We start from the raw sequence: 26,029 nt of genomic DNA on the forward strand, positions 1-26,029 counted from the left end.
ACACTACTCAAGAAAGACTTCAAAGCAAGACAAAATTGCCAGAATTGTGAACATGAGCCACCTTGAACGCAGGAAAGCAGAGATCAGGGAACCCGCCACTCTCCGATCCAGTCGTCATTCGCCATAAAAACAGCGCGTCTGTGCGGGTCGATCAACTGCATGAGCTCAATCGATTCGATTCGGCAGGTCAGTACCGTGAACCAGTCGAAGCTTGCCAGTTTGGCATAGGCATGTGCGTTAGGAATCGGTGTGCCCGGGGCCGGGGATGCACCGTAAGCCATGCGCGATCCGTCTGGCACGTTCTGCCAGCGGTCGGCGACATCCCCGCCTTGCAAGATCGTGACGCGTGTGGACAACCGGATTTGCAGCTTGGCCCTGTCATCCCAGACCATCAATTGCGCCCGCGAATTAGACCGCAGGGATGTGACCTTGTCAGACCCACCATCGGTATGAACCTCAACCGTGCCATCGTGGCGGTTGGCTCCTCGAAGGACGACCGTACGCGCTTCGGGTGCGCCATCGGGAGACACGGTGGCAAAGACCGGGTGCCGCGCAGCGGCGCGCCGGTCTGCCACCCCGCGCGTCAGCCGCTGCCAGCCGAGGTCCAGAAAGGCAACAAGGTCGTGTGGGTCACTCATAGCCTGTCATCTCCAGATAGCCGCGACCGGTATGTGATCCTTCGACCGTCACCGGCCCTTCCCAATACGGGATCGACAGCGCCATCCAGGCATTGGAGTTGAGTGCGGTTACCGTTACGTCAACGCCTTTGTCCGGCAATTGCACCGCCCACCGGGTCGGCACGTCGCGTCCCGAAACTTCGGACCAATCAAGCGGCTGGGCTGCAAAGGCGCCATCTGCATAGGATGTGGTGATCCCATCCGCTGCAATCCACGTGGCCGAGGAAAAGGATGCGCCATCATCCTCGCGCAGCAAAAAGCCCATTAGTTTGTCGCCCGTCGCGAAGGACAGCGAAAACCAATCCCAGCCGGATTGGCTATCTGCCAAGGGCTGGGACGACCATTCCCGGTCAAGCCACGCCGCACCGGTGACAGGCACATCGCCTTGCGGCAGAGTCAGCGTGCCCGAAACCTCGTAGAAGGGTTGCGAATAATAGTAGCTGGCCTGTCCCTGTGCGGACTTCACGGAAAATCCCTTGTCACCATGAAAGATCAGCGGGCCATTGGCCGTAAGCCCCAAGTCGTAGGCAAACGCGTCCCCCCGCGCGGTGAGGGTCAGGTCGTCAAAGGACGGCCCCGCCATGCGCCAATCGTCGATCCAGGCCTCAAAGGGTTGCACCTTGACCCCGGCCTGACCAATCCCGCCCCGTGCGATGCGTTCGGCAACGAGGTGCGTATCGGGTGTGGTCACAGCGGCATGGGCGAACCAGACCTGCGGATCAGACCAGCCTTCGCGGGTTTCGGGGGCAAGCGCAGACCGAAAGAGCGTCCATTGCACACCGTACGCCGTACCGTCCGGCCCCGTTAGGTTGGCGGTCAGGTACCACCATTCGATCCGGTAGTCGGGATGCGCGCCGTGGTCCTGCGGGAAATCGAATACCGAGTTTGGCGTCGGCACCGCAAAGCCCTCGGCATCGGTGCCGAGCCCTGCAAATCCCTGTGCCATCGCCTGAACGGGCAGCCATAGGATCAAAAGAAACGCCCTACCGATCATTGGCGAACACCTTGAGCAAGTCAGACGGCGGCGTTCGAGCCAGACGGATCGCAGGCCAGAGGGCGGCCAGCGCAGCGGCGAGCAGAGCAAAGAGTGTGAGCACTGCGTAATGGCCGGGGAACAGGTAAAGCGGCAGTTTCCAGCCAAACGCCTCGACATTCACGTAAGACAACAGCACCCAAGCCAGCATCAGACCCAGCGGGATTGCCAGAACAGTTGTCACCATCGCCAACACTACCGCGCGCAGCAACTCCAACTGCCCCAGCCTGCGCCTTGTCAGCCCCAATGCCCATGCCGGGGCCAGTTGCGGCACACGGATTGACGCGAGGGTCAGCAGGCTCATCAAAATGGCAAAGGCGGCCACAGCCAGCGTCAGTATGTTCAACGCCCCCGTGACAGTGAAGGTGCGCTCAAACACGCCCAAAGAGAACGCCTTGATCCGCGACTGGTCCGTGATCGCGCTTTCGGGAATGCCGTGTTCCTCGGTCAGCACATTGCGTAGAGCGGTTGGATCATTTGACCGCACCCCGAAAGAAAGCGGCTGCATATCCGGGTAGAGATTGCGAAACAGCGGCTCTGAGATCAACGCCTGTCCCAAAGGATTGCCGTAATCAGCCACGATGGCCGCGATGGGCAGGCTCAGACCCGGCGCAACGGTCACCAGATCATCTGTCCAAATCCCGGCGCGACGGGCCAGCTGTTCGCTCACCACCACCGCGTTGCCGGTTTCGACACGATCCCAAACATCCTCAGCCTCGTCGAGGAACAACCAGTTCTCGCGGTAGGTGGGGCCGACGCGCACGCCGAACAAGTCAGTGGGCCCCCCGGCGATTTCAGTCTCGACCGACAAAAGCGGCAAGACTTCCTGCGCCTCTGACAAAAGGATCGCTTCCAGATAAAAGCTTTGTGCCGGGTCTTCGATGCGAATGAACAGCTCAGGCGCCAGCCGCTGGTCAAGGAAATCAACAAAGGTCACACGAAAGCTCGACACCATGGTCGAGACACCGACATTCGCCGCCGTCGCCAGCAACAATGCCATCAATGCAAGGCTCATCCCGGGCACTTGTTGGCGGGTGTCTGCCCAGAACCACTGCCACATCGCAGAGCGCGCCTGACCGTCAGCCAGCATAACCGCACTGCGCAAGAGAAGTGGCAGGATCAGCGCCGCGCCGATCAACAGGCAGGCCAGAAGGGCAAAGGCCAGCGTCAACCCCTGCCCCCAGATCGCGATGCCAGTCCCGATCACCAACAGCGCCAAAGCCACAGCGCCCAGCCGACGCGCGGTCTCACCCGAGGCCACGGCCCAAGCGCGGGGGCGCGCGCTGGCCAGAAGCGGCATCTGCGCGATGTTCCACAACGCGCCCGAAGCGGCGAACCCGGTGCCCAGAACCGCGATAGCCATACCCGAAAGCCACCATTCAGGGCGCAATTGCAGCGTGCCGGCGACAGATGCACCGTAGAGCCCTTGCAGGGTCGCTGCGACATTGGGCAGAAGCACTGCGGCGATGACATAACCCAAGGCTACGCCGATCCCGCCTGCCAGCACTGCAAACACAACCAGTTCCGAGATCATCAATCCGATCAACGTGGTCAGAGGTACTCCCAACGCACGCAAAGTGCGCACCATGCTGCGCCGCTGTTCGAAAGCAAGACTGATTGTGCCGTGCACGATAAAGATGCCAACGGCGAAGCTCAGCAAACCAAAGGCGGTCAGATTGAGGTGAAAGCTGTCGGTAAGCCGATCCGCACCGGCGTCCTGCGCGGGCTGGCGCACCAAATCCGGTGCTACTGCGGCGATGTCTGGCAGGCCCAAGGGTTGCGTGGGCGCGATGATGAGGCGGCTGAGTTGGTTGTCGGCATCAAGCAGGGTTTGCGCCACGCCGATATCCGTCAGCGCCACACCCGGCGCTACGGATGGGTCGGTGATGACCCGCTGCGCAACCACACCGCTCAAAGCCGCTGCCACATCGGGCGCTGCAAACAGCACACCGCGGGTCAGGAAATCGTCGAGGTTGGAGTCTTCCTGCATCCCCACCGGGGCAATCGTGCCCGGCGCGGTCAGCGGATCGACGCCCACCACCCGCACGCGGCCTTCTTCGGTGCGCACACGACCTTCAAGCACAGGTGACACCTGCCATCCGGCACGGCGTAAGGCGATATAGGTGGCTTGGTCGATCTTCTCTCCACTGCGGGGCAGAAGCTGGTCGAACTGACCTTCGCCCAAGGTGGCGGCGGCGGCATCGTAGCTGGCGCGTGCCTCGGCGTTGATGGCCTGAACCCCGGACCAAAGCGCCGTGGCCAGCGCCAATCCTGCAATCATTGCAAAAAACTGCAATCGGTTGCAGCGCCAATGAGACAACAACGCAGTCAAAGCTGTCGCGATCACACCACGTGTCCCTGACTGAGATTCACATGCCGCTCCATCCTGCGGGCGACGCTGTTCGAATGGGTCACCATCAAAAGTGCGGCACCGGTCTCGCGCACAAGGCGCAGCATTTGGCCCAAGACTTCCGATGCCGTGGCCTCGTCAAGATTGCCGGTCGGTTCATCCGCCAAGACCAGCTTGGGGCGTGCGGTGAGCGTCCGGGCAATCGCCACGCGCTGCTGCTGACCTCCGGACAAGGCTTCGGGATACTTGGCCAGATGTTCGGTCAGGCCTAACGCCTTGGACAAACGCGCAGCATGGTCGGCATCAAACGCCTTAGCCAGACGCGCCTGAAAGGCGATATTCGCCTCAACGGTCAGTGACGGGATCAGGTTGAACTGCTGGAAAATCACGCCGACATCGCTGCGCCGCAAAGCCGCGCGATCGGTGTCGCTCATCGTGGTGATCTCGCGGCCCGCAACCGTGATCGAACCGCTGTCCACGCGATCCAGCCCGCCGATGAGATGCAGAAGCGTGCTTTTTCCAGAACCGGACTCGCCAGTCAGAGCCAAAGTCTCGCCGCGCTCCAGCGACAAAGACACGCCGCGCAGCACAGGGACATCGCCCTCCGCTCCGGGAAAGGATTTTGTCACGTCATGAACAGTCAACACCATGCGCCTGAGCTATCACGCGGACGGGAAAGGAAAAGCCCGGAGGCACAAAAAGCACCGCCGCACTTTGCCGCGTGTGATCCGGGTGCTACCTCGGTTCCCATGAGTGCGTTCATCCTATCCCCAGATACAGTCTGGAACCCCAAGGCGCTTGCGACCGGATCTGTCCCGCGCAAGGTGCTGCATCGTATTGCGTTCCTGCCCAAAGGCGGCGGGCTTGGTCTGAACCTAAGGGTCATCATGGAGAACGAACCGCTCCGCTATTTCATCGCGCTGTCGCCTTTCGTGATCGCCATGTTCATCTGGCGCGATCTGGCTTTGCCGATTTCGCAGGCTCCGGTGGCGATGATCATCGTGATCGGGTTTTTCGAGATGAAGGTGCTGCGGGTCTCGGCCGAGAAGCGCAAGACATTGATGGACGAGGACGAAGCGGCGCGGGTGCTGGATACGCTGAGCTACCGCGCGCGACGCGTGTTGACCAAGCTGGCGGCGCTGCGGGGGCAGACCAGCGGCGAGGTGATGCTGGTGGTCGAGCAATCCGAATTGGCCCATGTGACACCCTTGACCCTGGTGTCTTTGCAGACCCGCGATGGCAAGCCACGCATCCTGTCGTTAACGCCAGAGGAGCGGGAGCTGATCGCGGCAGAGCTGTTTGACGAAGAGTTCACGGAACGCCTTTTGCACACCGCCAATCTGCGCGAGGACGTGTATCTGCGATCGGTCAGTTTTGACGCGCGGGGCGTGTCGGGTCATGCCCGCTTAGCGGCCCTGCTGGACAGCCCTGCACCGAAGGAGGCCCCGGTATGAGCGTGAACGCCCAGACCTTGTCCGCGGGTGATGCACTGGAAGTTCTGCGCGCGGCATGGGAGGCGCAAGACAGCGGGGCGTTGACCACGTCATGGATGCTGCATGGCAAACCCGGCGTCGGCAAAACGCAGCTTGTCCAGACACTTGCGTCCCAGATCGGCGCGGACCTTTACGACATTCGCCTGACCACGATCGAACCCCAAGACCTGCGAGGGTTGCCCTATTACGATCACGAAACCCACAAAACGCTATGGTATCGGCCCGAGGATTTGCCGGATCAACCAGACCGGCCTGCCGTGCTGTTTCTCGATGAATTGACTGCCGCATCGCCCTATCTGCAACCAACCGTCTACGGCCTTTTGCAGGAACGCCGGGTCGGGCGGCATACCCTGCCCGATAGCGTGTTCATCATTGCGGCGGGCAATACGGTCGAGGATGGTGCCGTGGCCTATGAGATGGGCACCGCCCTGTCTGACCGTCTGGTGCATTTGCATGTCACGGCAAATGCCAAGGACTGGCTGGAACGCTATGCGGTGGACCAGTCGCTGCACCCCGCTGTTACGGCGTTCCTGAGGTCGCGCCCGGATCTTCTGGACACCACAGAAGACAGCCTGCGGCGTGGCGAGATGATCGCCTGCACTCCCCGGTCATGGGAACGGGTGAGCCAGATCATGCAGGCCGTTCCCGACCGCCGCATCCGCGATACAATGGTGGCAGGGACCATTGGTGTTGCCCCGGCTGCCGAATTCGCCCGCGTGGCGGATGAGTTGGACGCGATGGTGACGGTACAGGACTTGCTGGCCGCCCCCCGCGCGCAACGGGTGGATTTGTACCCCGACACATTAAACGGGTTGGTCGGGTTGATCTATGGGCTGGTGGCACAGACCGAGGCTGACACGATTGCGGGCGTGATCGACGTTATGGCGGATATCCGAACGCTGAAATCAGATCGGGTTCAGGCGCTTCCCTTGGGCGAGTTGTCCAGCTTTGGCTTCGAACTATTGATCCGCAAGGCACTGGCGCAAGGGTTGCAAGAGGCGTTCCGGGGCTCCGAGGCCTATGCTGACTATGCACAGGCGCGAGCCGAGACCGGGGCGCTTTAATCCGGTGTCGGGCCAGCACAGCCGACGCGCACGAATGGCCCTGATCCAAATGGGCGATGTTGATCCGGCGATTGCAGCGCTGGCGCTGTGGTGCACCCATCGCGACCATGAAGGTCAGACGGAAACCAATGGAGATACAATCTATTATGGCCCGTCCTTCACGCAACTCTCGCCACCGGAACAGATCGGCCTGACTGCGCATCACGTATTGCACGTTGCACTGCGCCATTCGGCGCGACAGGCTGAGATGGCGTCGCGGCTGGGGCGTGGGTTCAAACCAAGGCTCTACACGCTCGCGGCGGACGCGATGGTCAACGAGGCACTGCTGGCCGGTGGACATGCGCTGCCAAGGCCAGCGGTGCGGGCGAAAGAGTTGATCGACCTGCTGCCCGGACTTGAAACAGTTGCGCCCGACATTCTTGCCGATTGGGACACGGACCGTCTGTATCACGCGCTGGCGGCCCCTTTGGAGGGAGACCCGTCACAAGTGAACCCCGCCATCGAAGACTATATGATCAAACGCAAATTCGCGCCGGACCTGACCAGCAAAGGATTTTTTGAGACGCAAAGCGATGTCTGGGCAACGCGTGTCGAACAGGCGTTGGAATTGGGCCAGTCTGCTGGGATCGGCATCGGCCCGGTGCTGATCCGGTTCGGTGATCTGCCAGACTCGCAAATTCCCTGGGAGCGGCATTTGCGGCGTTTGCTGCTCAAAGCCGTGAGCGACGTGCCGCGCCTGTCACATAAACGACCCGCCGCACGTTGGGTGGCTCAAGAGGCGTTGGCACGCCCCAAAGGTGCGCAATCCCCGGCCTTTCAGCCGGGCCTTGCCCGAGACCTGCGCCGCCCCCGCATTATTCTGGCGCTGGATACGTCAAGTTCGGTCACGGACACGCAGCTTGATCTTTTTGCAGCCGAGGTTCTTGGGATTCAGCGACGCAGTGACGCCGAAATGCATCTTTGGGGCTTTGACACGACGCTTCATAGCCAGACTCGGTTGGCGAATGCAGACGCGCTCAATCGTCTTGATATCCGACGTGGTGGCGGCACGGATTTCGCACCAGTATTCGAGGCCAGTCAAAACCTTGATCCCTCGCTTCTCATCGTGCTGACCGATCTTGACGCGCCCCCGCCCGCCCCGCCCCGGTATCCGGTGATCTGGGCAGTTCCCACCCCCGTCACCCGGGCTCCGGCCTTTGGCACGCTGCTGGTTATGGCGCGGTAGGACGGAATTGTGCCAAATCCTTTGCCGGATGCCGCGCTGGGGCGTAGCATGGGCAAAAGGGGCGTAACCGATGGAGGGGACGATGATCCGCGCAAGTCTAGCAATCGCTGCGATTACCTTGTCAGGCATGGCCGTGGCACAAGAGGCCAACGTTACCATGGGACGTCAGATCGCCGAGGAGTATTGCGCGACCTGTCATATGGTGGACCCCGGCGGCCCGTTCAAACAAGAGCCCCCCAGCTTTGCCGCTATTGCTGTCTACCGGTCGCCCGAGCAGATCCGTGCACGCATCATGCAACCGATCCATTCGGATATGCCGCGCTATAGTGAGTACATGATCGGCGGCAATATAGACGACATGGTTGCCTATATCGCTTCACTCGAGGAATGAGCGCGGCGCGAAATTCGCGCCGCGCCCGTCGCTCAAGCAATGGCCGGTGGGTCCAGTACACCGATCACCTGAACAAGGAATTCACCCAGTTCGGGGTCGAGTGCCGTTTGATACTGGGTATCTATGGCAGCAAAGGCTTCGCTGATGCTGTCTTGCGTTCCGTCGAACAGGGCCATTGCGGCTGTTGCATTGTCCACGTTTGACATGCCGAGATGTACGGCGAAATACGCGCCAATATCTACCTTGTTCTCTAGATATGCCCGGTCCAGCAATTGCTGATCGACAAAGGCCTGCCCCTCTTCCGGTTTCAATTCGGATTTGGCACCACGTAGAACCTCAAGAATGAACTGATCGCGGGACACGCCTCCTCCATCCAGCAAACCTACCCAGAAGTCGATGCCCCCCTGATCCGGCGTGCGTCCCAGTACGTTGTTATAGACCGATGTCGCGAATTCCGTGTTCGAGGTCCCATCAGGATAGGTTGCACGTGTCTCGGTTTGATCCACGAATAGCGACGCCATTGTCTCTAACGTGGTGCCATTGGCAAAGGCGGTACCCCAGAAGTTCAACCCGACCGCATCCGGCGCACGGTTGAAATACGCGATGTAAAGTTCGATGAAGCTTTCGAAATCCTGCGCCGACAGGCTGGCCACCCCACCGAATTGCTGGAGGTTGAACGGACCATCCTGTTCATCCACCGTGAAATCCAGAAACTCGATATTGATCAGGGTATCCGTGCCGTTCACATCCGGCCTGCGATCGACCAGCCGTGTTTCCCCCGGTTCAAGAACAAGCGTGTAGGCGAATTGCGGACCCGAGAAGATCGCCGTGTCGATACCCGGACCACCGTTCAGCACGTCGTTTCCGCCAAGACCGGTTACGGTGTCATTCCCATCCAGCGCACTCAGGGTTTCGGCCCCCGTGCCACCGGTCAGGAAATCTCGACCGTTTGTCGGTGACGTGCTGTCGGGGATGAGTTCAAGCGACGCAATCGTGCTGTTCGTCAAACCGGTATCCGCTTCCGAATACGTGCGAGGTGTAAGTCCATTCTCCGCCAGTGTCACGTTGCTGATCGGAAGAAGTGCTAAGCCTTCTGCCGGGTCTTCGAAGGTAATAAGCAGATCGGTGGTCAAGTTAGGGATCGCAGTTGCCACGAGTTGCGAATAGCTGGGGGGCAAATACGTGGTGTCGATAAAGTCTGCAACGCGACTTCCCTGCGCGTTCAGGTCAGCGATTACATCATTTGCGAGATTGATGAACTCTGCCGCGATCTTGGGTGTGGCAAAGGATGTGCCGAAACTGGTGCCCCAATCCGCGCGGCTCACCACGCCGTCCCCGGCCATATCTACATTCGGCAGGCTTTCGAAGGAGGAGAGCAACAATTCGCCATTTTCAGCCACGTTCCACGCGCCCACGTTGATGACGTTCTGATAGACGCTGCCCCAGTCGACACCCTCTTGTCCTTCGTTTGCTGAGGCCTGAAAGATCGGCACCTCAAGCAACTCGAAGTAGTCCAGTGTGTTCAGCTCGGCCTCATCGACCGTGTCCCCCCCCAGTGACACCGTGAGTGCCGCCGGCAGATAGGTGATATCGGACGCGGGATTAAACGCCGCGTCAAAGGTCGTGAGAAAATCAAAGACAACAGCGATCATCGCAGGTTCGATGTAGTCGACGCCATTGAAGGTGGTGGTGACGTCTTGGAACGGCAACAGGAAGTCCGCACCAATGTCGATGGCGATGATCTCGGTTCGCGTCGGATCGATCAAACGTTGCGTAATGGCCTCGATCACCCAGTCGCCATGCGCCGGTTCATCCTGCAGCGTAGGTTCGACCCGTGAAAAATCGAAGAGCGTCTGGGCAACCGCTTCCTGTCCGTTGAACTGAACGGTGGCTTCTTCCTTGAAGTCTAGATCGCGTTCGAAACTGTATTCAAAGTCGTCGGGTGTGACGCGATAAAATCCACCCGTGGGATCGGTCAGCGTGGTTTGGGTTTCATCAATCATGCCCAACCCGTTCGACACGTCGTCATAAAAAGTGACTTCGTCCAAAAAACCATAATCGAACAGAGTTACGTTCGAGTACTCGAAAACACGCTCGGTAAACTCGTCGAGCACAATAATCAGTGTTTTATCCATTGAACTTACTTTCCCCCAAAGATCGCACGACGCCACGTCAGCGATGGAAGTCAGTTTGGCGAAACGCGGCTCTGCATCAACTATTTTTCAGTCCAATGCGCTGCGCATTTCATGGAAAACAGAAAGTACTGCCGCAATGCGCGTCGAATGAACGCGGCAGACAACCTGAACCGGCAAGGAATAAGGTTATTAAAGTGGTGCCCAAGGCAAGAGGTTGTGATCCTCCTACAGGCACTTCTTCAGCCGGTATCCCCAGCAAAACAACGGCTATCGCGGTGGACCACCCGGCGTCAAGAGGCACCAGATGGTCTACGGTTTGGTCTACGGTGACCTTGCAGTATCCGTCAGCATTTGTCATTCGGCCCTCACCGCTGGAAGGACGCCCGACAGACTGACGCGGTTGACGAGGAAGCTGCACAGTGAGGGGGCCGGGGTCAGTGTCACCACCGGGGGGAAGCGCGAACGCCCAACCATTAGGTAAGGCGCTCACATTTTTGTAACTCAAACATCCGCGATGAAGCTGGCCCCCTCAACCGGACTGAAGGGCTGGGGTTTTCTCGCAAGGGCATTTCGGTGGCGGTGATTGCCGGTGGAGACTTCCTCCATCCCCAACCTGTCCAGTTCGAGCTTGTAGGTCTCGTGACGACGAACGCGCTTGTTGAAGTTGGAGGTGTCGCTGATCCCTAGAGTATCCCTGAGGTTGAACCGCCCCGGGTTTACCGGAGAGTTTCTGGTTCAATAGTTAGGCTGCTTTTTCGTCAGCGTTCAAGCTTGCGTAGAATGCCTCCTCTGCTTCTTGTGGCGTGATGTAACCGACGGCGCTGTGAAGGCGGGTGTTGTTATACCAGTCGACCCATTTCAGAGTTTCCCATTCGACCTGACCGACCGACTTCCAGGGGCCGAGGAACTTGATGACCTCGGTCTTGAACAGGCCGATGATGCTTTCGGCGAGGGCATTATCATAGGAATCGCCGACGCTTCCGACCGAGGTATCGATGCCGGCCTCTGCGAGCCGCTCGGTGTATCGGATCGACAGGTATTGGCTGCCACGATCACTGTGATGGATCAATTTGTCAGCCTCAGACGGCGCCCTCTGGCAGATGGCCTGGTTCAGGGCATCCAAGACGAAACCAGTCGTCATCGAGGTCGAGACCCGCCAGCCAACGATCTTGCGGGCGAAGACGTCGATGATGAAAGCCACGTAGACCATTCCTTGCCAGCTGGAAACATAGGTGAAGTCGCTGACCCAAAGCTGGTTTGGCATGTCCGCCACGAAGGCTCGGTTTACCTTATCGTGCGGGCAAGGTTGTGCCGTATCGGGGTTGGTGGTGATCACCTTCTTGCCCCGCACAACGCCTTGTAATCCCATGACCTGCATCAACCTCTCCACCGTGCAGCGGGCGATATCATGGCCACTGCGGCGTAGCTGGTGCCAGACCTTGCGCGCGCCATATCGGCCCCGGCTGCCCTCGAAGGCCTGCTTGATCGCAGCCATGTCCAGCTGATCCTGCCTGGCCCGGTCCGATGCCAGATCCGGATCACGCTCCACGGCCTTGAAGGCGTAATAAGTCGATGGTGCGATCCCCAGAACCCGGCAGATCGGCCCGACACCATGGACACAACGGTGATCATCAATGAACGCGATCATTTGCGGAATGGGCGGTCGAGCTCCGCCGCTGCGAAATATGCGCTGGCCTTCTTCAGGATCTCGTTGGCCTGGCGCAGTTCACGGACCTCACGCTCAAGTTCCTTGATCCGATCCTTCTCGGCACTTGTCAGACCGGCCCGCTGCCCGGCATCGCGTTCGGCCTGCTGACACCAGACCCGCAGACTGTCCGGCGAACAGCCAAGCTTCGGCGCGATGGCCTTATAGGCGGCCGTATCGCTGGAATAATCGGTACGGTTCTCTCGAAACATCCGAACACCGCGTTCGCGAAGCTCGGCCGGATAGGCGGGGGTGAATCTCTGCTTTGTCATAGGGCTCATCCTTTGAGTGTTTTACTCTCCGGTAAACCCGGGGCGGTTCAGGTCGCTGTAGAGAAGGACCCCATCGGGGCTGTCGGCGAAGAAAGCCTTCACCTTGGCCACAGCATCCGCCACCTGTCCCGTCAGTTTCCTCTTGGCTGGGTCCCATGGAAACGGCGGTGCAAAATTAGGCCATGGTAGCGGCGGGATAGTCTCGCTGCGGGCGGAGTAAAATCCTGCCACTTTTCCCTTCTTGCATCGGCAGGGAGGGCGGGGAGATCTATACCGTGGAACTTTACAAGAAGGTTCGCTTGGCGTGTTCCGAGGGCATGAGCGCGCGGGCGGCGGCGAAGCATTTCAACATTTCGCGTGGGACGGTTGATAAGATGTTGGCCTTTTCGGTGCCGCCTGGCTACCGGCGGGACAAGCCGATCAGGCGGCCGAAGCTGGACGGGTTCACCGAGTTCATTGACGCCTGGCTTGAAGCCGACAAGGTCGTGCATCGCAAGCAGCGTCATACGGCCAAGCGGATATGGGAACGGCTTCAGGCCGAGCACGGCTTCACCGGAGGCTATACGATCGTCAAGGATTACGTGCGTGATCGCGAGCGGCGGACCCGGGAGATGTTTGTGCCGCTGGCTCATCCGCCGGGCCATGCTCAGGCCGATTTTGGCGAAGCGGTTGTCGTCATCGGCGGTGTCGAGCAGAAGGCGCACTTCTTCGTCATGGACCTGCCGCACAGCGATGCCTATTTCGTCCGGGCCTATCCAGCGGCGACGGCGGAGGCCTGGATAGACGGCCATGTCCGCGCGTTTGACTTCTTCGGCGGGGTGCCGCAGTCGGTGCTCTACGACAACGACCGCTGCCTGGTGTCGAAGATCCAACCGGACGGCACGCGCATCCGCGCCGCGCTGTTCAGCGGCTTGCAGTCGCATTACCTGTTTCGGGATCGCTATGGTCGGCCCGGGAAGGGGAACGACAAGGGCGCTGTCGAGGGGATGGTCGGCTACGCCCGCCGCAACCACATGGTGCCGATCCCCCACTTTGCCAGTTGGGACGATTTCAACGCAGACCTTGAAGGGCAGTGCCGCGCACGCCTGACGCGCATTCTTCGGGGTCACAAGGAGACGATCGGTGAGAGGTTGCAGCGCGATCTGGTCGCGATGCGCCCCCTGCCTGCCGCCCCGTTCGACGCCTGCGACCAAGCGGGCGGCAGGGTCAGCTCGCAGTCTCTCGTGCGCTATGACACCAACGATTACTCGGTCCCGGTCGCCTATGGCCACCAGGATGTCTGGATCCGCGGCTATGTCGATGAGGTCGTGATCGGCTGTCGCGGGGAGGTGATCGCCCGACACCCGCGCTGTTACGATCGCGAGGACATGATCTTTGATCCGGTTCACTACCTCCCGCTGATCGAGCGCAAGATCAATGCCTTGGACCAGGCCGCACCCTTGGCGGAATGGGACCTGCCCGAAGAGTTCCAGACTTTGCGCCGCCTGATGGAGGCGCGCATGCTCAAGATGGGGCGCCGCGAGTATGTGCAGGTGCTGCGTCTGCTCGAGACCTTCGAGATGGATGACCTGCATGCCGCCGTGAAGAAGGCCCTGAAGCTGGGCGCGGTCGGCTTCGACGCCGTGAAGCACCTCGTGCTTTGTCAGGTGGAGAAGCGCCCCCCGAGGCTTGATCTCGATGTCTACCCCTACTTGCCGCGGGCGAATGTCGAGACGACGCGGGCGGCCAGCTACATGGCCTTGATGTCGGAGGCGGCGGAATGACCGAGGCCCCGAAGATCCTGCTTGCCCACCATCTGAAGACGCTGAAGCTGCCCACATTCTTGCGGGAGCACGAGAAGGTTGCGCGTCAATGCGCCGCCGAAGGACTGGACCATGTCCAGTTCCTGTCGCGCCTCGTGGAACTGGAACTCATTGACCGCGAGCGGCGGATGGTCGAGCGCCGCATCAAGGCCGCGAAGTTCCCGGCCACCAAAAGCCTCGACAGCTTCGACTTCAAGGCGATCCCGAAGCTGAACAAGATGCAGGTGCTGGAACTGGGGCGTTGCGAATGGATCGACCGGCGTGAGAACGTGATCGCCCTCGGGCCCAGCGGAACCGGCAAAACCCACATTGCACTGGGCTTGGGACTGGCAGCCTGCCAGAAGGGCATGTCTGTCAGCTTCACCACCGCCGCCGCGCTGGTCAACGAGCTGATGGAGGCGCGAGACGAACGTCGGCTGCTGCGCGTCCAGAAGCAGATGGCTGCCGTGAAGCTGCTGATCATCGACGAGCTCGGATTCGTGCCCCTGTCCAAGACCGGCGCCGAGCTGCTTTTTGAGATGATCTCCCAGCGCTACGAGCGCGGCGCCACGCTGATCACCAGCAATCTGCCCTTCGATGAATGGACCGAGACCTTCGGCACCGAGCGGCTGACCGGCGCGCTCCTCGACCGGTTGACCCACCACGTCAACATCCTCGAGATGAACGGCGAAAGCTATCGCCTCGCGCAAAGCCGCGCACGCAAGCCCGGCGAAAACATCAACTGATCCAAAGCCCAGACTTGGACCTGACGGTCCAAGGCGGCCAGTCACCCGCCAGCTACATGGAGAGCGCGGCTGACTGGCCGCCGCTCATCACCCGCGTCCCGCGTAAACCCAAAGTGGCCCAGTTTTGCGCCGCCCCGTGGCCTAATTTTACTCCGCCGTTGACAGCAGCTTGCATGAAATCGCCACGGGTCATCCCAGCGGCTTCAGCGAGGCGCATCCCAGTGTCCGACACCAGCGCCACAAGCCAGCGGAGGTCGTCATCACGTTCGCGACACTTGGACTGCACCGCCCGTAGATCGTCGATTGTGAAGGGTGCCCGATCCGAGACCCCTGCCTCCCGATCATAGTAGACACCGTTGAACGGGTTGTTCAGAGAGAGACCCTGTTCGCTTGCTGCGAAGTTGGTCACGGCTCTGACCGTCCCAAACACCCGCGTCATGCTGCTTCCTGCCAAACCTCTTGCAATCAGTGCATCACGGAACGCGTTCGCGTCCGCCTTGGTGTAGGCTTCGAGGTGTTTGTCACCGCAGGCGTCGATGACATACCCACAAGCCCTCTCTGCAGCCCTCTGGAAGGTGGCTGGACGGTTCTTCCCTTTCTGTTGCAAGTAGATACCTACGGCTTCGGACAAAAGCACAGATGACGAAGTGACGGTGAGTTGAGGCGCGTTGCTGCCTCCACCAACAGCTTGCCCCATTCTGAGCATATGGTGACCCGGCAGGTCAGCGTCACGCGAACGCAACAGATACCAGTACTCATCGAGCTGTTCAGCGGCTTTTCTGGCCCGCGCTTCAGCGACCTTAGGTGATTTGGTGCGCAAAGAATACGCGATCCGAGGGGAGGAATAGTGGTGCTTCAGCTCTTTCGGGATGCGTCTGCTGAAGTAGAATACCCCGTCTTTGGTGAAGGTGAACGGGCGTGAAATGGTCTCCGACATGGTCTACGGCTCCTAGCTCAAGTTGAAAGCTGGAGGGATACCAATGGGTTAGCTGAGGTGGTGGTGCCCAAGGCGAGACTCGAACTCGCACGCTGTTGCCAGCGGGGGATTTTGAATCCCCTGCGTCTACCATTCCGCCACTTGGGCCACGCGCAATCCCTACCCAAGCTCATTCCGCTCGTCCAGCGCAAAAACGCATTTCCATGCTGTGGACTTGACCCGTCCTGCGGCGCGTGATCTTAGCCCTGCAACCCGTTTCCGGAGCCGTTATGTTGCAGCGTCTGTACCAGTGGACCATGTCGATGGCCGACCACCCTCGGGCCCTATGGGTGCTTGCTGTCGTGGCCTTTGTCGAAAGCTCGGTCTTTCCGATTCCTCCCGACGTATTGATGATCCCGATGATCCTCGCACGGCCCTCGCGAGCGTGGGTGATCGCGTTGGTGGCCACGGTGTCTTCGGTGCTGGGTGGAATGCTGGGTTACGCGATTGGGTATTTCTTCTACGAGGCCCTGGGCGAGCCGATTCTGAGCGCGCTTGGCAAAGCCGATTCGATGGCGGAATTCAATGATCGCTTCAACGGCGTTGGCTTCTGGGCGGTGCTGATCGCGGGCGTGACGCCGTTCCCGTACAAAGTCATCACCATCATGTCGGGTTGGACGGCCATGCCGTTGACGACCTTCGTTGTCACATCCGTGATCGCGCGGGCCTTGCGCTTCTTTGTTGTAGCGGGTTTGTTGCGCGCATTCGGCGCACCGGTCAGAGCCTTTATCGAAAAGCGGTTGGGGCTGATGTTCACACTGTTTGTCGTGGTTCTGCTTGGAGGCTTCTACATGGTAAGATTCCTGTGACACTGAACCGTCGGATGCTGATGCTACTGGCTGCAGGCGGATCGCTTGCTTTGATGCTGGGCGCTTTGGCATTTCAGCACATTGGTGGTCTGCCCCCCTGCAAGCTGTGTATCTGGCAGCGTTATCCCCATGTCGTGGCGATTGCGATCGGGGCGGTTGCATTGCGGTTCGGTAACGCAGCGCTGGCATGGTTGGGCGCGCTGGCGGCATTCGCCACGGCCGCGGTCGGGGCCTATCACACCGGAGTCGAGCGCGGCTGGTGGGAAGGTCCGACTACCTGTTCTGCGGGTCCTATCGGCGGGCTGTCGACGGATGAGTTGTTCGACCAGATCATGAATGCACCTTTGGTGCGCTGTGACGAGGTGCCTTGGGAGATGTTCAGTCTGTCGATGGCCAGCTGGAACATGGTGATTTCACTGGTGCTGATGGCCCTGTGGATCGCGGCAGCACGCAAGCCTGCCTAGGCCCCGCTTTTCCGGGTCGACAGCAACAGCGACGTTTCTGACTGAGATATCCCATCGAATTTGCGGATGCGGGACAGCACGTCGTCCAGCGCTTCGAGCGTTTCGGTGCCCAGTTCTGCGATCACGTCCCAGCGCCCATTGGTGGAATGCAACGCCCGCACTTGCGGCAACGCCGTGAGCTGACGGATAACACGGTCCGTCCCGCGCCCTTCGATGCCGATCATCATCAATGCACGCACCGGATCGTGGGCCACGTCTTCCTTGAGGACAACGGTGAACCCCACCACATCCCCGGAGGCTTGTAAGCGGTCCAGCCGCGATCGAACCGTGGCGCGGGATAGATTGAGCGTTGTGGCCAGATCCGACACTGATGCACGGCCATTGTGGCGGAGGACTGAGATCAATCGTTTATCAGAGCTGTCCATTTCGATCCAAAGCCTTATCAAAGTGATTATTAGTATTTCAAATTGATCACTTTGGCCAGTTCCTGGTTACCCGATCTGCATTCTATACCCCGTTCAAAGAGTATAAGGACAGGATTGATGCAGTCACAAAACATCGTATTGGTCGGCGCGCCGCTTGATTGCGGCAAGGCCAGCAAAGGTTGCCTGATGGGCCCCGACGCCTACCGCACAGCCGGGATCGCGAGCGCCTTGACCGCACTTGGGCACCGCGTCACCGATCTGGGCAATGTCGCGCCGGATGCCAATGACATCGCCGAACGGGACGGTTTGGTAAACTTGTCGGAAACCATCGGCTGGACCACGGCTTTGATGCGCACGGCGCAGGATGCGATGCAGCAAGGGTTGCCTATCTTTCTGGGTGGCGATCACGCGCTGTCGCTGGGCACCGTGCCCGGCGTTGCGGCGCATGCAGAAGCCGAGGGCCGTCCGCAATTCGTGCTGTGGCTGGATGCGCATAGCGATTTCAACACGCTTGAAACCACAGCCTCAGGCAACCTGCACGGCACTTCGCTGGCCTACGCCACCGGGCAAGGCGGGTTTGACGGCTTCCCTGCCCTGCCCGCCATCGTGCCGCCCAGCCAAACCTGCATCATCGGGTTGCGCTCTGTCGATCTGCCAGAACGCGAGCTGATGGCGGGCACAGGTGTGCGCGGCTACGACATGCGGGCCATCGACGAATCCGGTGTGGCTGCCTTGCTCAAGCCGTTTTTGGCGGATGTCGCCAAGGCGGGTGGCGCGCTGCATGTATCGCTGGATGTGGATTTTATCGACCCGGCCTATGCGCCTGCCGTGGGCACCACGGTGCCCGGCGGCGCCACGGTGCGAGAAGCACATCTGGTGATGGAAATGCTGTGCGACAGCGGACTGATGACCTCGCTTGATCTGGTGGAACTGAACCCGATGCTCGACGAACGCGGGCGCACGGCGCAATTGATGGTCGATCTTGCCGCGTCCGCACTGGGCCGCCGCATCTTTGACCGTCCCACCCCGCGCATGATCTGAGGAGGTCCGCATGCAACCGTCAGACAAGGCTTTGGTGCCGTTTGTATCCGTCGACCACATGATGCAACTTGTGCATCGCGTGGGGTTAGCCGAAATGATCCGCCATATCGCCGACGCTATCGAAGAGGATTTCCGACGCTGGGAGAGTTTCGACAAAACACCCCGCGTCGCAGCGCATAGCCCCGTAGGTGTGATTGAACTGATGCCCACCGCGAATGACACGCTTTACGCGTTCAAATACGTGAATGGACATCCCAAAAACACATCCGAGGGGTTACAGACCGTGACGGCCTTTGGGCTGCTGGCGGATATGGACACGGGCTACCCGGTTCTTTTGTCCGAAATGACCCTGCTCACCGCGCTGCGCACCGCCGCGATGTCAGCTGTCGCCGCGAAGCACCTTGCCCCCAAGGGCGCGACCACAATGGCAATGATTGGCAATGGCGCGCAGGCGGAGTTCCAGAGCATCGCGATGCAGGCCATCTGCGGTATCAACACAGTGCGACTTTACGACAAGGATCCCGCAGCGACGTTGAAATGCGCGGCAAACCTCGCAGGCACCGGGTTGTCTGTTGTGTCCTGCAAAACCGCCGAAGAGGCCATCGAAGGCGCACAAATCCTGACGACCTGCACCGCCGACAAGCAATACGCGACGATCCTCACAGACAACATGGTCGGCAGTGGCGTGCACATCAACGCTATCGGCGGCGACTGCCCAGGCAAGACGGAACTGGCCGCTGCCATTCTGCATCGATCATCGATTTTTGTGGAATACCCACCACAGACCCGCATTGAGGGCGAGATCCAGCAGTTGGACGCAGACCATCCGGTGACAGAGCTGTGGCAAGTGATCGCTGGCACGGCAGCCGGCCGCCGCGATGCGCGCGAAATTACGCTGTTCGACAGCGTCGGTTTTGCCATTGAGGATTTCTCGGCCCTGCGAGTGGTGCATGACTTGACCCTCGAAACCGGGTTGAACCTGCCGCTGGACTTGTTGGCGGACCCGGACAATCCGCGGGATCTGTACGGTATGCTGATGCGCGCCGCTGGGTGAGCGGGACGGATTTTCGAAAATCCGTCCCAAGCCCTTTCGAAAGGGCTTGCCCGCCTAGAGGTAATCGGAGCGCTGCAAGCCGTACTTGGCCATCTTTTCGTTCAACGTTCGGCGTGGCAGGCACAGCTCGTCCATCACCGACGCAATCGAACCGCGATGGCGGCGCATGGTGTTGTCAATCAACATGCGTTCAAATGCTTCGACATATTCCTTGAGCGGCTTGCCTTCGGTGGTCATCACCGGCTGCATCTCGTCATGGTCGGACATCAGCAACGATGCGATGGTGCCCGTTCCGCGACGCGATTGCAGCACCGCGCGTTCCGCAAGGTTGATCAGCTGCCGCACATTTCCGGGCCATGGCGCTTGCAGCAACTGCGCCGCTTCCTGCGCGCTGACCTGCGGGGCTTCACACCCATATTCATCCGCGAACTGATCGGCCAAAGCGGTGAACAACGTCAGGATATCCTCACCCCGATTGCGCAGCGGCGGCGCAGTAATCTTGAGCGCGGCGAGGCGATAATAGAGGTCCGGGCGCAGCGCATCTTCGCAGGTGCGCCCCTCGTCCTGAAGGTTGCAGATGGCGACGATGCGGGTTTCCGGCGGGGTGCCCTGATCGTTGATCATGGTCAGCAACCGCGCCTGTGCGGCGTCCGACAAGGCCTCGATGTCTTCCAGCACAAGCGTGCCACCTCGGGCCTCTTCGACCGCAGGCAAACGATTGTCCTCGGGCAACATCGGACCGAACAAGCGCTGGATCAACATGTCCTGATCCATCGCCGCACAAGAGATCAGAACGAATTTCTTGCCAGCCCGGCTGCCCACTGCGTGCAGCGCATGCGCCACCAATGTCTTGCCTGTGCCGGTTTCACCGTCGATCAGCACATGCCCATCGGCCTGCCCCAAATCCAAGATGTCTTCACGAAGCCGCTCCATTGCGGGGCTGGACCCAATCAGCTTGCGCATCATCTGGCTACCATCGCCCAGCTCGCGACGCAGCGCCCGATTGTCGAGCGTAAGGCGGCGCGCGTTAGTGGCTTTCTTCGCCAAGTCCGACATACGGTCCGGATTGAACGGCTTTTCGAGGAAATCAAAAGCCCCGATGCGCATCGCTTCCACCGCCATCGGCACGTCGCCATGTCCCGTGATCATGATCACCGGCAGCGCCGAATCCGATCCCATCAGTTTGCGCAACAGCTGGATGCCGTCCATGCCCGGCATCTTGATGTCGGAAATCACGATGCCCGGATAATCCGCACCAAGCGTGCCAAGGGCCTCTTCGGCGCTGGCGAAGGTTTCGGTGTCATAGCCCGACAATGCCAGCCATTGGCTGATCGACTGGCGCATGTCCTTTTCGTCGTCGACAATGGCAATCTTCATGGCTTTTCCCATAGGGGTCACTCCGCCGCCTGCGTTTGGTCGTTCAATATCGGCAACTGCATTTCGAACACCGCGCCACCACCTTCAGCGTTGCGGGCCAGCAGCCGTCCCCCAAGGTCGTTGACGATCCCCGAGGAAATGGCAAGACCCAGCCCCACGCCATCACCCGCTTGCTTGGTGGTGTAGAATGGCTCGAACAGCGCATCGAGGTCTTCGATCCCGTGCCCGTTGTCCCGAATGGTGAGCGTTGCGGTCTCACCACTGGCGAGGATAATCTCAAGCTGCGGGTCCGAGACGGTCTTGGTGGCATCCAGCGCGTTACGCAGGAGGTTGATCATCACCTGCTCGATCCGCATCCGGTCACCCATCACCAACACCCGATCTTCAGGTAGAATTTTGGTGATCTTAACCTTGCGGGATTTCAGCTGCGGTTCCATCATTGACAGGCTGGAGGCCAGCGCATCGCCCATATTCACTGGGGAAAACGCCTCTTGGCCCTTTCGTGCGTAGCTCTTGAGCTGGCGTGTGATGCCCCCCATCCGTTCAATCAGATCGTCGATCCGGCTGAACGCGGCCTGCGCCTCCTCGGTTCGATTGTGGCGCATCAACAGTTTGGCGCCCGCCAGGTAGGTCTTCATCGCTGCCAATGGCTGGTTCAGTTCGTGACTGACCGCTGCCGACATCTCGCCCAAAGCAGCGAGTTTGGAGCTTTGAGCGAGCGTCTGTTCTGCCACGGCAAGCGTTTCCTGCACGCGTTCGCGTTCGGCGATTTCCCGCTGCAGCCTCTGGTTCAATGCGCGAAGCTCTGCCGACTCGCGCTGGAAAAGCGCCATGCGCAACGCCGTCTTGCGGCTGAGCGCATAGAAGGCGAGCGCCAGCAGAATCGCGAATCCCATGATTTCGAGCGCCAGCACCGCGTTGACCCGTTCGCGCACGCTGGAATAGGTGGTGAAAGACACCATGTTCCAGCCCCGGAACGGGATACGGCCCTCGATGCGCATCACCGCCTCACCCTGAAAATAGGCATCCGCAGGCAGCGCGGTCCAATCCGCGGTGGCGCGGATCGCGCGTTCGATAGCACTGTCTGCGGGTTCGCGTTCCAGCGCCGTGGCCACGGTCTGTCCACGCCAACGCGGCTCGGTGGCAAGGATGATCTCTCCCTCGCTGTTGGTCACGAGCACCGCATCGGAAATCCCTGCCCAAGCGCGTTCGAACTTGGCAAGATCGACCTCGACCACAATCACGCCGATGGATTGGCCCTGACTTTCGATGCGGCGGGAATAGCTGAAATTGTAGCTGCCCACCTCTTGGCGCTGCGAGGTAAAGACCGTGGCATTGGACCGAAGGGCTTCGACGAAATAGCCCGCACTGCGGTGCTGTTCGCCAAGGCGTTCGCGACTGGTTGCCGCCACGGTACGGCCATCGCGGTCGAGCAGCATCAAAGAGGCCGCGCCGATCTCATCCACAAACGAGATCAGGCGTTGCGAGCTTTGAGAGAAATCGCCGGAATTCAACGCCCCGATCAGGGCGGGGTCCCGGGCCAGCAGCTGCGGCACGATCGCATTTCGCCGCAACTCGGACACCAGGTTGCCGGAATAGAGCGCCAGTCGAAGCTCCGCGCGATTGCGGGTGCTTTCGGTGAATCGGTCGGTCAGAAAACGGTTGGTGACAAAGACCGTGGCGACCGCAACAGCCGTCAAGAGCATCAACGCAACACGTACCCGCCAGGACAGAGACCCTGTCCGGGTGGTGTCTCGCATCACTGAAGCGCGTTTGGCCATTGTGGCAGGATATGCAAATCCACACCGCCTCTCAAGCGGCGCCGCGTCACGGATGCGTCAACAGGCACTATACCGCCGCAAGCGCGCTTGCGATGCAGGTGAACATGGCTTTGCCGTCGGTGCCGCCATGCTTTACATCAGCCGCCCGTTCTGGATGCGGCATCATGCCAAGCACACGCCGGTTGGATGACAGGATACCGGCGATGTCCGCAGTCGATCCATTTGGATTATCGGCATAGCGGAACGCGATACGATCCTCATCCGTAAGCTGCGCCACGACGTCGTCCGACGCGATGTAATTGCCATCGTGATGCGCGATCGGAATGTCGATCTGTTGGCCAACCTGATAGCCGCCTGTAAACACGCTCTCTGCTGTGCCCACAGTCAAAGGCTCTGTGCGACAAATGAACTTGAGGCCAGCGTTGCGCAGCAAGGCCCCCGGCAGCAGGCCGGTTTCAGTCAGGACCTGAAATCCATTGCAAATGCCCAGAACAAACCCACCACGGTCCGCATGTGCTTTGACCTCGGCACAAATCGGTGAGTTGGCGGCAATCGCGCCGCAACGCAGGTAGTCACCAAAGGAGAACCCGCCCGGAATGCCGATCAGGTCGATCCCTGATGGCAAAGAGGTGTCCTTGTGCCAGACCATTTCGACCTGACATCCCGCCTCGCGGAACGCCACGGCCAAGTCCCGGTCGCAGTTCGAACCCGGAAATACAACTACCGCCGCGCGCATCAGCTCATCTCGATCTGATAGCTTTCGATCACCGTGTTCGCGAGCAGCTTTTCACACATCTCGCGCACAGTGTCTTCAGAGGTGCCATCGGCCAGATCAAGCTCGATCACTTTGCCCTGTCGCACCTTGTCGACACCGCCAAAGCCCAGCCCGCCAAGGGCGTGCCGCACCGCTTCGCCCTGCGGGTCCAGCACCCCGTCCTTCAGCATCACATGCACCCGTGCTTTCATGATCGTCTCCGCCTTGTCCGGGGGCGCGACCGTCCCCCTTCTTCTTTTTCCAAATATGCAAATACGACGCCCATCACGGGCACCGTGTCAGTTGATCAGCTTCGGCTTTTCCATCGGCGTCGCGTTCTGCGGCATCACACCCAGACGCCGGGCCACTTCCGTATACGCATCGGCCAGATTGCCCAAATCGCGGCGGAACACGTCCTTGTCGAGCTTGCGCCCGGTCTCGATGTCCCACAGACGGCAGCTGTCGGGGCTGATCTCGTCTGCCACGATGAGACGCTGGAAATCGCCATCATAGACGCGGCCGATTTCGATCTTGAAATCCACCAATTTGATTCCCACGCCGTACATCAAGCCAGACATGAAATCGTTGACCCGCAGCGCAAGGCTCAGGATGTCGTCCATGTCCTGCTGGCTGGCCCAGCCAAAGGCGGCGATATGCTCTTCGGTGACGAGCGGATCACCCAGCTTGTCGTCCTTGTAGCAATACTCGACAATCGGACGCGGCAACGGCGTGCCTTCTTCGATCCCCAGACGCTTGGCCATCGTGCCAGCGGCAAAATTGCGCACAATGACCTCAAGCGGGATGATTTCGCACTGGCGCACCAATTGCTCGCGCATGTTCAAACGTTTGAGAAAGTGGGTCGGGACTCCGATAGAGTTCAGGCCCACCATAAAGAACTCACTCAGACGATTGTTGAGCACGCCCTTGCCGTCGATCACATCGCGCTTCTCCGCGTTGAAGGCCGTCGCATCGTCCTTGAAATACTGGACAATCGTGCCCGGCTCGGGGCCTTCATACAGGATCTTGGCTTTGCCTTCGTAAATCTTCTTGCGACGGGCCATGTGGGGTCTTTCTATCAATGCGCCGGATGGCACGAAAAAGAAGTGCGCATCACCGTCCACACTTGCAAAAAACGGCTGCGGTTGAGTGCCTCTTAGTGCATGCCGGGTCGTGCCGCAAGCAACGCAACGACTTGAACCGCCCGTCGCGTCGGGCCATACCTAAGCCAACAGGAAACACATCCCCGGGAGAGCACCCTCATGTCGACCTTCGATGATCGCGAAAACGCGTTTGAGAACAAATACGCACACGATGCGGAAATGCAGTTCAAAGCCGAAGCCCGCCGCAACAAATTGCTGGGTCTCTGGGCCGCTGATTTGATGGGCAAGTCCGGTGACGCAGCCGCCGAATACGCCAAGGAAGTGGTCAAGGCGGATTTCGAAGAAGCCGGGCATGAAGACGTGGTTCGGAAAGTATCCGGCGATCTTGGCGGCAAGGCCAGCGACGACGAGATTCGCGCCAAAATGGCGGAACTGCTGATCGAAGCTAAAGCGCAGCTTATGAAGGAGGTCTGATCCTTCGGATCAAGACTACCACGCGCCCGCTTGTCGGGCGCGTTTTCTTTTGCCCTAGTATAGTCCGAGGTCGCATGTCGCATATCGTTCTGGTCCGCCACGGACAGGCCAATACCGGCGCCCGCGACGAGGGTGACTACGACCGTTTGAGCCCGCTTGGCCACCAGCAATCGGGCTGGCTGGGCGACCATTTCCGCCAGAAAGGTGATGTCTTCGCCCATATCTGGACCGGCACGCTACGCCGTCATGTAGAAACAGCGGATGGAATCGCCGCCGATACGACGGGCGCCATCACCCGCGACGAACGGCTGAACGAGTTGGAGTATTTCACGCTCTCGCAGCTTTTGGCGGATCAGCATGGGATCACGCTGCCGAACAATCGCGAAGGATTTGTGCGCCATCTGCCCTGCCTGTTCGGTCATTGGCGGGACGGCAAGCTTGAAGGGGCGCCAGAACCTTTTGACCATTTCGAAAACCGGGTACGCGATGCTTTGGAAGAAATCAGCGCGCAGCCCGGCCGGTCGCTTGTCGTGACATCAGGCGGGCTGATCGGGATGGCGATGCGTTTGACACTGGGATTGGACATGCCCGCCTTCTGTAACGTGTGCCTGTCCATTCAGAACACGTCCGTCAGTTCGTGGCTGCCGCTTGAGGGCCAACTGGCCCTCTCCCAGTTCAACGCGCTACCTCATCTGGACACGCCGGAACGGCTTTTTGCCCAGACGCATATCTGACGCTGACTGTTGGAAATGAGCACGCTGACGCGCGCACAGGTTATCTCGGTCCTCGCGCTGCGCATTGCGGCCTCGAATTTGCCTCCGGCGGAGGTATTTTCAGCCCAAAGAAGCATGGGACAGGGCTTTTGTCCGCCGGTTGCGCTGGCTAGGGTGCACCGAGTCGGA

General features: G+C 60.0%; 26 protein-coding genes, 1 tRNA gene and 1 other annotated feature. Of the genes, 12 read left to right on the forward strand and 15 right to left on the reverse strand.

Annotation, left to right across the window (positions count from 1 at the left end; all coding sequences use genetic code 11):
- Positions 1–83: 83 nt before the first annotated feature.
- The 4 genes from ACK3EW_RS09940 to ACK3EW_RS09955 are packed head-to-tail and all read right to left on the reverse strand — an operon-like array spanning position 84 to position 4,710.
- On the reverse strand, positions 84–638 hold the full coding sequence (locus ACK3EW_RS09940) for a pyridoxamine 5'-phosphate oxidase family protein (RefSeq protein ID WP_493809439.1): 555 nt from the start codon (positions 636–638) through the stop codon (positions 84–86).
- Positions 631–1,671: a lipocalin-like domain-containing protein gene (locus ACK3EW_RS09945; protein WP_493809440.1), complete on the reverse strand. Its 1,041-nt coding sequence runs from the start codon at positions 1,669–1,671 to the stop codon at positions 631–633. Before ACK3EW_RS09945 ends, ACK3EW_RS09940 begins: the two co-directional genes overlap by 8 nt.
- A complete protein-coding gene (locus ACK3EW_RS09950) occupies positions 1,661–4,057 on the reverse strand; it encodes an ABC transporter permease (RefSeq protein WP_493809441.1) in 2,397 nt (798 codons plus the stop codon). The genes ACK3EW_RS09945 and ACK3EW_RS09950 overlap by 11 nt, the downstream gene beginning before the upstream one ends.
- Positions 4,054–4,710, reverse strand: coding sequence for an ABC transporter ATP-binding protein (locus tag ACK3EW_RS09955; RefSeq protein ID WP_493809442.1), 657 nt, complete (start codon positions 4,708–4,710; stop codon positions 4,054–4,056). The genes ACK3EW_RS09950 and ACK3EW_RS09955 overlap by 4 nt, the downstream gene beginning before the upstream one ends.
- Positions 4,711–4,809: 99 nt before the next feature.
- Here ACK3EW_RS09955 and ACK3EW_RS09960 point away from each other — a divergent pair, with 99 nt between their 5' ends.
- From ACK3EW_RS09960 to ACK3EW_RS09975, 4 genes are all read left to right on the forward strand, one after another.
- Entirely contained in the window at positions 4,810–5,514 is a 705-nt protein-coding gene (locus ACK3EW_RS09960; protein WP_493809443.1) for a hypothetical protein, read from the forward strand.
- Positions 5,511–6,617 carry an AAA family ATPase gene (locus tag ACK3EW_RS09965; RefSeq protein WP_493809444.1) on the forward strand — a complete coding sequence of 369 codons (1,107 nt, stop codon included), beginning with the start codon at positions 5,511–5,513 and terminating at the stop codon, positions 6,615–6,617. The genes ACK3EW_RS09960 and ACK3EW_RS09965 overlap by 4 nt, the downstream gene beginning before the upstream one ends.
- The gene (locus tag ACK3EW_RS09970) at positions 6,583–7,842 is read left to right on the forward strand and encodes a vWA domain-containing protein (protein WP_493809717.1); all 1,260 of its coding nucleotides are present in this window, start codon (positions 6,583–6,585) and stop codon (positions 7,840–7,842) included. The genes ACK3EW_RS09965 and ACK3EW_RS09970 overlap by 35 nt, the downstream gene beginning before the upstream one ends.
- An 82-nt stretch (positions 7,843–7,924) precedes the next feature.
- The gene (locus tag ACK3EW_RS09975; RefSeq protein ID WP_493809445.1) at positions 7,925–8,233 is read left to right on the forward strand and encodes a c-type cytochrome; all 309 of its coding nucleotides are present in this window, start codon (positions 7,925–7,927) and stop codon (positions 8,231–8,233) included.
- A gap of 32 nt (positions 8,234–8,265) precedes the next feature.
- Here ACK3EW_RS09975 and ACK3EW_RS09980 read toward each other — a convergent pair whose 3' ends face one another.
- The 3 genes from ACK3EW_RS09980 to ACK3EW_RS09990 all read right to left on the reverse strand — a co-directional run bounded on the left by ACK3EW_RS09980 (position 8,266) and on the right by ACK3EW_RS09990 (position 12,576).
- Entirely contained in the window at positions 8,266–10,368 is a 2,103-nt protein-coding gene (locus ACK3EW_RS09980) for a DUF4214 domain-containing protein (RefSeq protein ID WP_493809446.1), read from the reverse strand.
- 742 nt (positions 10,369–11,110) lie between these two features.
- Positions 11,111–12,345, reverse strand: a protein-coding gene (locus tag ACK3EW_RS09985; RefSeq protein WP_493808251.1) for an IS3 family transposase whose coding sequence is annotated in 2 segments (ribosomal slippage) — positions 11,111–12,045 and positions 12,045–12,345 — 1,236 coding nt in all. Because the reading frame shifts where the segments join, the coding sequence is not laid out codon by codon here.
- Positions 11,942–12,058, reverse strand: a sequence feature (AL1L pseudoknot). It overlaps the preceding gene by 117 nt.
- 21 nt (positions 12,346–12,366) lie before the next feature.
- Complete coding sequence (locus ACK3EW_RS09990) at positions 12,367–12,576, reverse strand: hypothetical protein (protein ID WP_493809447.1); 210 nt, start codon at positions 12,574–12,576, stop codon at positions 12,367–12,369.
- A gap of 35 nt (positions 12,577–12,611) precedes the next feature.
- Here ACK3EW_RS09990 and istA point away from each other — a divergent pair, with 35 nt between their 5' ends.
- Positions 12,612–14,108, forward strand: coding sequence for an IS21 family transposase (gene istA / locus ACK3EW_RS09995; protein ID WP_493809682.1), 1,497 nt, complete (start codon positions 12,612–12,614; stop codon positions 14,106–14,108).
- Entirely contained in the window at positions 14,105–14,872 is a 768-nt protein-coding gene (gene istB / locus ACK3EW_RS10000) for an IS21-like element helper ATPase IstB (protein WP_493806540.1), read from the forward strand. Before istA ends, istB begins: the two co-directional genes overlap by 4 nt.
- Before the next feature lie 52 nt (positions 14,873–14,924).
- Here istB and ACK3EW_RS10005 read toward each other — a convergent pair whose 3' ends face one another.
- Positions 14,925–15,809: a DUF6538 domain-containing protein gene (locus ACK3EW_RS10005; RefSeq protein WP_493809448.1), complete on the reverse strand. Its 885-nt coding sequence runs from the start codon at positions 15,807–15,809 to the stop codon at positions 14,925–14,927.
- A 61-nt stretch (positions 15,810–15,870) separates the two neighbouring features.
- A tRNA-Leu gene (locus ACK3EW_RS10010) sits at positions 15,871–15,956 on the reverse strand.
- 122 nt (positions 15,957–16,078) lie between these two features.
- On the opposite strand from ACK3EW_RS10010, the gene ACK3EW_RS10015 reads away from it, so the two are divergent.
- On the forward strand, positions 16,079–16,657 hold the full coding sequence (locus tag ACK3EW_RS10015; protein ID WP_085631052.1) for a YqaA family protein: 579 nt from the start codon (positions 16,079–16,081) through the stop codon (positions 16,655–16,657).
- Positions 16,658–16,671: 14 nt separating this feature from the next.
- Entirely contained in the window at positions 16,672–17,121 is a 450-nt protein-coding gene (locus tag ACK3EW_RS10020; RefSeq protein ID WP_493809718.1) for a disulfide bond formation protein B, read from the forward strand.
- On the opposite strand, the gene ACK3EW_RS10025 is transcribed toward ACK3EW_RS10020, so the two are convergent.
- Positions 17,118–17,546 (reverse strand): Lrp/AsnC family transcriptional regulator, encoded by a 429-nt coding sequence (locus ACK3EW_RS10025; protein WP_439120258.1) that lies wholly within the window; start codon positions 17,544–17,546, stop codon positions 17,118–17,120. The genes ACK3EW_RS10020 and ACK3EW_RS10025 overlap by 4 nt on opposite strands.
- Positions 17,547–17,663: 117 nt before the next feature.
- Between ACK3EW_RS10025 and rocF the strand changes: the two genes are divergently transcribed.
- Complete coding sequence (rocF, locus tag ACK3EW_RS10030; RefSeq protein WP_493809449.1) at positions 17,664–18,587, forward strand: arginase; 924 nt, start codon at positions 17,664–17,666, stop codon at positions 18,585–18,587.
- Between the two features lie 10 nt (positions 18,588–18,597).
- Positions 18,598–19,641, forward strand: coding sequence for an ornithine cyclodeaminase (gene ocd, locus ACK3EW_RS10035; RefSeq protein WP_493809450.1), 1,044 nt, complete (start codon positions 18,598–18,600; stop codon positions 19,639–19,641).
- A 54-nt stretch (positions 19,642–19,695) separates the two neighbouring features.
- Here ocd and ACK3EW_RS10040 read toward each other — a convergent pair whose 3' ends face one another.
- From ACK3EW_RS10040 to purC, 5 genes are all read right to left on the reverse strand, one after another.
- The gene (locus tag ACK3EW_RS10040) at positions 19,696–21,030 is read right to left on the reverse strand and encodes a sigma-54-dependent transcriptional regulator (RefSeq protein ID WP_493809451.1); all 1,335 of its coding nucleotides are present in this window, start codon (positions 21,028–21,030) and stop codon (positions 19,696–19,698) included.
- 5 nt (positions 21,031–21,035) lie between these two features.
- Positions 21,036–22,778: a sensor histidine kinase gene (locus ACK3EW_RS10045; protein WP_493809452.1), complete on the reverse strand. Its 1,743-nt coding sequence runs from the start codon at positions 22,776–22,778 to the stop codon at positions 21,036–21,038.
- Between the two features lie 88 nt (positions 22,779–22,866).
- The gene (gene purQ / locus ACK3EW_RS10050) at positions 22,867–23,535 is read right to left on the reverse strand and encodes a phosphoribosylformylglycinamidine synthase subunit PurQ (RefSeq protein WP_493809453.1); all 669 of its coding nucleotides are present in this window, start codon (positions 23,533–23,535) and stop codon (positions 22,867–22,869) included.
- A complete protein-coding gene (purS, locus tag ACK3EW_RS10055) occupies positions 23,535–23,765 on the reverse strand; it encodes a phosphoribosylformylglycinamidine synthase subunit PurS (RefSeq protein ID WP_292267696.1) in 231 nt (76 codons plus the stop codon). Before purS ends, purQ begins: the two co-directional genes overlap by 1 nt.
- An 87-nt stretch (positions 23,766–23,852) precedes the next feature.
- Complete coding sequence (gene purC, locus ACK3EW_RS10060) at positions 23,853–24,614, reverse strand: phosphoribosylaminoimidazolesuccinocarboxamide synthase (protein WP_085631071.1); 762 nt, start codon at positions 24,612–24,614, stop codon at positions 23,853–23,855.
- Positions 24,615–24,812: 198 nt separating this feature from the next.
- Between purC and ACK3EW_RS10065 the strand changes: the two genes are divergently transcribed.
- The gene (locus ACK3EW_RS10065) at positions 24,813–25,127 is read left to right on the forward strand and encodes a DUF1476 domain-containing protein (RefSeq protein ID WP_493809454.1); all 315 of its coding nucleotides are present in this window, start codon (positions 24,813–24,815) and stop codon (positions 25,125–25,127) included.
- Between the two features lie 74 nt (positions 25,128–25,201).
- A complete protein-coding gene (locus ACK3EW_RS10070) occupies positions 25,202–25,861 on the forward strand; it encodes a histidine phosphatase family protein (RefSeq protein ID WP_493809455.1) in 660 nt (219 codons plus the stop codon).
- Positions 25,862–26,029 lie beyond the last annotated feature (168 nt).

It is taken from the genome of Marivita sp. NO-S04 (genome assembly GCF_059070475.1).

Coding starts and splice junctions, on each gene's coding strand:
- ACK3EW_RS09945 (WP_493809440.1), bottom strand. CDS start 1,671: ATGATCGGTAGGGCGTTTCTTTTGATCCTATGGCTGCCCGTTCAGGCG.
- ACK3EW_RS10020 (WP_493809718.1), top strand. CDS start 16,672: ATGCTGATGCTACTGGCTGCAGGCGGATCGCTTGCTTTGATGCTGGGC.
- ACK3EW_RS10040 (WP_493809451.1), bottom strand. CDS start 21,030: ATGGGAAAAGCCATGAAGATTGCCATTGTCGACGACGAAAAGGACATG.
- ACK3EW_RS10045 (WP_493809452.1), bottom strand. CDS start 22,778: ATGCGAGACACCACCCGGACAGGGTCTCTGTCCTGGCGGGTACGTGTT.
- ACK3EW_RS09970 (WP_493809717.1), top strand. CDS start 6,583: ATGCACAGGCGCGAGCCGAGACCGGGGCGCTTTAATCCGGTGTCGGGC.
- ACK3EW_RS09960 (WP_493809443.1), top strand. CDS start 4,810: ATGAGTGCGTTCATCCTATCCCCAGATACAGTCTGGAACCCCAAGGCG.
- ACK3EW_RS09980 (WP_493809446.1), bottom strand. CDS start 10,368: ATGGATAAAACACTGATTATTGTGCTCGACGAGTTTACCGAGCGTGTT.
- ACK3EW_RS09940 (WP_493809439.1), bottom strand. CDS start 638: ATGAGTGACCCACACGACCTTGTTGCCTTTCTGGACCTCGGCTGGCAG.
- istB (WP_493806540.1), top strand. CDS start 14,105: ATGACCGAGGCCCCGAAGATCCTGCTTGCCCACCATCTGAAGACGCTG.
- rocF (WP_493809449.1), top strand. CDS start 17,664: ATGCAGTCACAAAACATCGTATTGGTCGGCGCGCCGCTTGATTGCGGC.
- ACK3EW_RS09955 (WP_493809442.1), bottom strand. CDS start 4,710: ATGGTGTTGACTGTTCATGACGTGACAAAATCCTTTCCCGGAGCGGAG.
- ACK3EW_RS09965 (WP_493809444.1), top strand. CDS start 5,511: ATGAGCGTGAACGCCCAGACCTTGTCCGCGGGTGATGCACTGGAAGTT.
- ACK3EW_RS10015 (WP_085631052.1), top strand. CDS start 16,079: ATGTTGCAGCGTCTGTACCAGTGGACCATGTCGATGGCCGACCACCCT.
- purS (WP_292267696.1), bottom strand. CDS start 23,765: ATGAAAGCACGGGTGCATGTGATGCTGAAGGACGGGGTGCTGGACCCG.
- ACK3EW_RS10070 (WP_493809455.1), top strand. CDS start 25,202: ATGTCGCATATCGTTCTGGTCCGCCACGGACAGGCCAATACCGGCGCC.
- purQ (WP_493809453.1), bottom strand. CDS start 23,535: ATGCGCGCGGCGGTAGTTGTATTTCCGGGTTCGAACTGCGACCGGGAC.
- ocd (WP_493809450.1), top strand. CDS start 18,598: ATGCAACCGTCAGACAAGGCTTTGGTGCCGTTTGTATCCGTCGACCAC.
- ACK3EW_RS10005 (WP_493809448.1), bottom strand. CDS start 15,809: ATGTCGGAGACCATTTCACGCCCGTTCACCTTCACCAAAGACGGGGTA.
- ACK3EW_RS09975 (WP_493809445.1), top strand. CDS start 7,925: ATGATCCGCGCAAGTCTAGCAATCGCTGCGATTACCTTGTCAGGCATG.
- ACK3EW_RS10025 (WP_439120258.1), bottom strand. CDS start 17,546: ATGGACAGCTCTGATAAACGATTGATCTCAGTCCTCCGCCACAATGGC.
- purC (WP_085631071.1), bottom strand. CDS start 24,614: ATGGCCCGTCGCAAGAAGATTTACGAAGGCAAAGCCAAGATCCTGTAT.
- ACK3EW_RS10065 (WP_493809454.1), top strand. CDS start 24,813: ATGTCGACCTTCGATGATCGCGAAAACGCGTTTGAGAACAAATACGCA.